Consider the following 3,839-nt stretch of genomic DNA (forward strand, 5'->3'; position numbering starts at 1 on the left):
AACGCCCGGTTACATTCCGAACCCGGAAGCTAAGCCTTTCAGCGCCGATGGTACTGCAGGGGGGACCCTGTGGGAGAGTAGGACACCGCCGAACATATGCCCTTTTAGCTCAGTCGGTAGAGCGTCTCCATGGTAAGGAGAAGGTCAACGGTTCGATTCCGTTAAAGGGCTCCAAAGAAAAGGCCCCCGCCTTGTGGCGGGGGCCTTTTCGCGTTCCCGTACAGAGGACATGAGCCGGGTGTTTCCCTGATGAGGGGAAACACCCGGCTCCGGCTGTCAGCGGTCGTGCGGTTCGCGCAGGCGCATCGCCAGGATGGCCATGTCGTCGGAGGCGGGAGCCTGGGCGAAGCGCTCCACCGCCCGCAGGATACGGGCGGCGACCGCGCCGGCCGTGAGGCCCGTACACGTGCTGAGGACTTCCGCGAGACCGTCGTCGCCCAGCATCCGGGTGCCCTCGCGGCGCTCCGTCACACCGTCCGTGACACAGAGGAGGACATCGCCCGGGTCGAGCGTCACCGTCTGCTCGTACAGCTCCAGATCGTCCATGACGCCGAGCAGCGGCTGCGGTTCGGCCGCCGGGCTGACCGTGCCGTCCGGGCGGAGGCGCAGGGGCAGCGGATGGCCCGCGCAGACGACCTTCAGGACCGCGGAACCGTCCTCCCGCGGATGCATCTCGCCGTACAGCAGGGTGAGGAAGCGGCTGCGGGGGCCCTCGTCGAGGATCGCCGCGTTCAGCCGCTCCAGGACCGCCGGGCCGCCGAAGCCCTCGCGGGCCAGGAGACGCAGGGCGTGCCGGGCCAGACCGGTGACGGCAGCCGCCTCCGGTCCCGTACCGCAGACGTCGCCGATGGCGAAGCCGTAGACGCCGTCCCTGATGGGGAAGACGTCGTAGAAGTCGCCGCCCACCTCGTTGCCCTCGCCCGCCGCGCGGTAGATGACGTCCACCTCGACACCGGGGATGTCCGGGGTGCGGGGCGGCAGGAGGCTGCGCTGGAGGGACTGGCTGATCGCCACGCGCTCCGAGTACAGACGGGCGTTGTCCAGGGCCAGGGCGGCCCGGCGCGAGAGGTCCTCGGCGAGCTCCAGGATCTCCTGGCGGAAATGGTCCTCGGAGGGCCGGCCGAGGGTCAACATGCCGATCACCCTGTTGCGGGCCACCAGCGGCAGGACGACCGTCTCGCCCGCGACCGTGCTCGCGGTCGTCAGCGTGGCGTCGATGCCGGAGGACAGCGGGCCCGCCGGACGGTCGAGGGAGTGCACCGAGGCGGTCAGGGCGGCCCGGTGGGCGGCTTCGCCGGGGGCGGTCCAGACGCGGGCGCCCGGGGTCGGCACCGGGTCCGGCGGGGCGATCGACGTCAGCAGGTCCTTCAGCCCGTCGATGCGGTCCTCGTCCTCGTGGAGCACGTACGACAGATACGGGTCGGAGGCGTGGTCGGCGATCGTGTAGACCGCGCACCAGGTGGCGAGGGTCGGGACCGTCATCTGGGCCATCAGGGCCAGGGTCTGGTCGCGGTCGAGCGTGCCCGCGAGGAGGTCGGACGCCTCCACCAGGAAGCTGAGGGAGCCGCGGCGCAACCGCTCCAGCTCGCCCAGGCGGGCGGACTCGACGGCCAGCGCGATGCGGTCGGCGGCGAACTGGAGGCGCAGGGCCTCCTCGTTGGAGTAGCGGTTGGCGGCCTCGGCGGCCACGCCCAGGGAGCCGGTGAGCCGGCCCTCGACCTTGAGCGGGACCGTGACCACCGAGCGCATACCGGTCGCTTCGAGGAGCGGGACGGCGCCCGGCACCGCGGCGAGGTCCTCGTGGACGGCGGGCATCCGGGCGGAGCCGTACCGGCTGGCGCCGGTCTCGACGGGGACGCGGGCGAAGCGCTGGCGGGCGGCGGGGAGGCCGGTGGTCGCCCGTACCTCCAGTTCCGTCTCGTCGTCGGTGGCCAGCAGGAGGAAGGCGGCGTCGCCGTCGAGCATGTCGCGGGCGCGTTCGACGGTCCGCTGGAGCAGGCCGTCCAGGTCGTCGGGGGCGGGCGAGCCGATGAAGACCTCGAAGGGGTCGACGGCCGTGCGGCTCTCGGTGCCCGGGTCGGCCGCCGGGCGCTGCGGGGTCTGCAGGACGGCCCGCTCGTGCTCGCGGACCAGGAGGCAGACCGTGGACGGTTCGCCCTGGGTGTCGCGGACCCGGAGGTGGGAGGAGTAGACGGGGATGACGCGGCCGTCGGAGCAGCGGATGCCGTAGCTGCCCTCCCAGCGGGAGAGGCGCAGGGCCTCGGCGAGGCCGGTGCCGGTGCCGGGGGTGTGGGGCCAGGCGGCGAGGTCGCCGAGGGGTTTGCCGACGACCTGCCCGGCCTCGTACCCGAAGAGTTCCTCGGCGTCCTCGTTCCAGGAGGTGATGGTGCCGCCCCGGTCGATCTGGGTGACGGCGACCCGGACGCGGCTGTCGGCGACCGGGAGGAGCGCGTCGGGGACGACGGGGCCCGCGGAGCGGGTGCCGACCGCGCGCTGCGGGAGGTCGAGGCGGAACCACACGTGCTTGCTGGTGGGGGAGTAGTCGACGCCCCAGCGGTGGGCGAGGGCGGCGCAGAGCAGCAGACCCCGGCCGTTCTCGCGGTCGGGGTTGCCGAGCGTACGGCCGCTCTGGACGGGGATCTCGCGCTCGGGATAGCGGTCGGCGACCTCGATGCGGATGCCGTCGTCCGAGCGGAGGCAGAGGACTTCGGCGGAGGTGCCCGCGTGGATGACGGCGTTGGTGACGAGTTCGCTGGTCAGGACGACGGCGTCGTCGACGAGCTCGGGGTGTCCCCAGCCCTGGAGGGTGTCCCGGACGAACGCGCGGGCGGCCGCGACGGACCGCCCGACGGGCTCGAAGCCGGCAGTCGCCCGCGCGGTGATCACAGAACTCCTCGTACGCGTCTCGACGCCCGGCTCTGCCATGCTCGGTCTGTCCTCCCGCTTGCCCGGTGGTCGTACGCGTGCCGTACCGCCCCCGCCGGGCGGACCGGGGCGGATGGACAGCCGGGAGCCAGGTTACTTTCCTTCACCGTGCGCGCGGATGCCGGTCGCGCTGATTGCGTCCCCGCCGGGGTAGGGACGCTTGTGCGAAGCTGCCGAACTGTTATCGCCTGGTTGGCCGACGGTGAAACACTGGGCAGGCTACCGGCGGGAGCCGGAACGGAACGTTCGACCCCTTTCGGGAGGGACACGGTGGAAGCTGGCACGGCGGCGCGACGCGGCGGAGGCGGCGGTACGCGCGCGAGGGGCGGGCGTTCCCGTGGGGGGACGGTCCAGGTGGACGCGGCGGCGCTGGAGCGGTTGCTCGGCGCCCTGCTCTCCATGCGGGACGGGAATCTGCGCAGGCGTCTGACGATCTCCGGCGACGGGGTGATGGCGGAGATCTCCACCGTCTTCAACGAGGTCGCCGAGCGGCAGTCGCACGTGACGGGGGAGCTGTCGCGGGTCCGCCGGGTGGTGGGCCGCGAGGGCAAGCTGTCGGAGCGGCTGGAGGTCGGGTCGGGCGAGGGCGCGTGGGCGGTGGCGATCGAAGCCGCGAACGCGCTCGTCGACGATCTGGCGCGGCCGGTGTCCGAGGTGGGCCGGGTCCTGTCGTCGGTGGCCGAGGGCGATCTCGAACAGCGGATGGACCTGCGTTCGGAGGGGGCGGACGGGACGGTCCGGCCGCTGCGCGGGGAGTTCCTGAAGGTCGCGCGTACCGTCAACAACCTCGTCGACCAGCTGTCGCTGTTCGCGTCCGAGGTGACCCGGGTCGCCGTCGAGGTGGGTACCGACGGAAAGCTGGGCGGGCAGGCGCACGTGCGGGGGGTGTCCGGTTCGTGGAAGGACCTCACGGA

At 72.5% G+C, this 3,839-nt stretch carries 2 protein-coding genes, 1 tRNA gene and 1 rRNA gene; 3 read left to right on the forward strand and 1 reads right to left on the reverse strand.

The annotated features are described in order from the left end of the window. Positions 1-94: ribosomal RNA gene (gene rrf, locus ACFXGN_RS24785) — 5S ribosomal RNA — on the forward strand; the annotation flags it as partial. Positions 95-98: 4 nt separating this feature from the next. Beyond that, positions 99-174: transfer RNA gene (locus ACFXGN_RS24790), tRNA-Thr, on the forward strand. A 102-nt stretch (positions 175-276) separates the two neighbouring features. Here ACFXGN_RS24790 and ACFXGN_RS24795 read toward each other — a convergent pair. Continuing rightward, positions 277-2,925, reverse strand: coding sequence for a SpoIIE family protein phosphatase (locus tag ACFXGN_RS24795; protein ID WP_384863054.1), 2,649 nt, complete (start codon positions 2,923-2,925; stop codon positions 277-279). Between the two features lie 354 nt (positions 2,926-3,279). Between ACFXGN_RS24795 and ACFXGN_RS24800 the strand changes: the two genes are divergently transcribed. Continuing rightward, the coding region (locus ACFXGN_RS24800) for a HAMP domain-containing protein (RefSeq protein ID WP_384863057.1) at positions 3,280-3,839 on the forward strand (560 nt) is incomplete at its 3' end.

This window comes from Streptomyces sp. NPDC059247 (genome assembly GCF_042754005.1).
GTDB lineage: Bacteria > Actinomycetota > Actinomycetes > Streptomycetales > Streptomycetaceae > Streptomyces.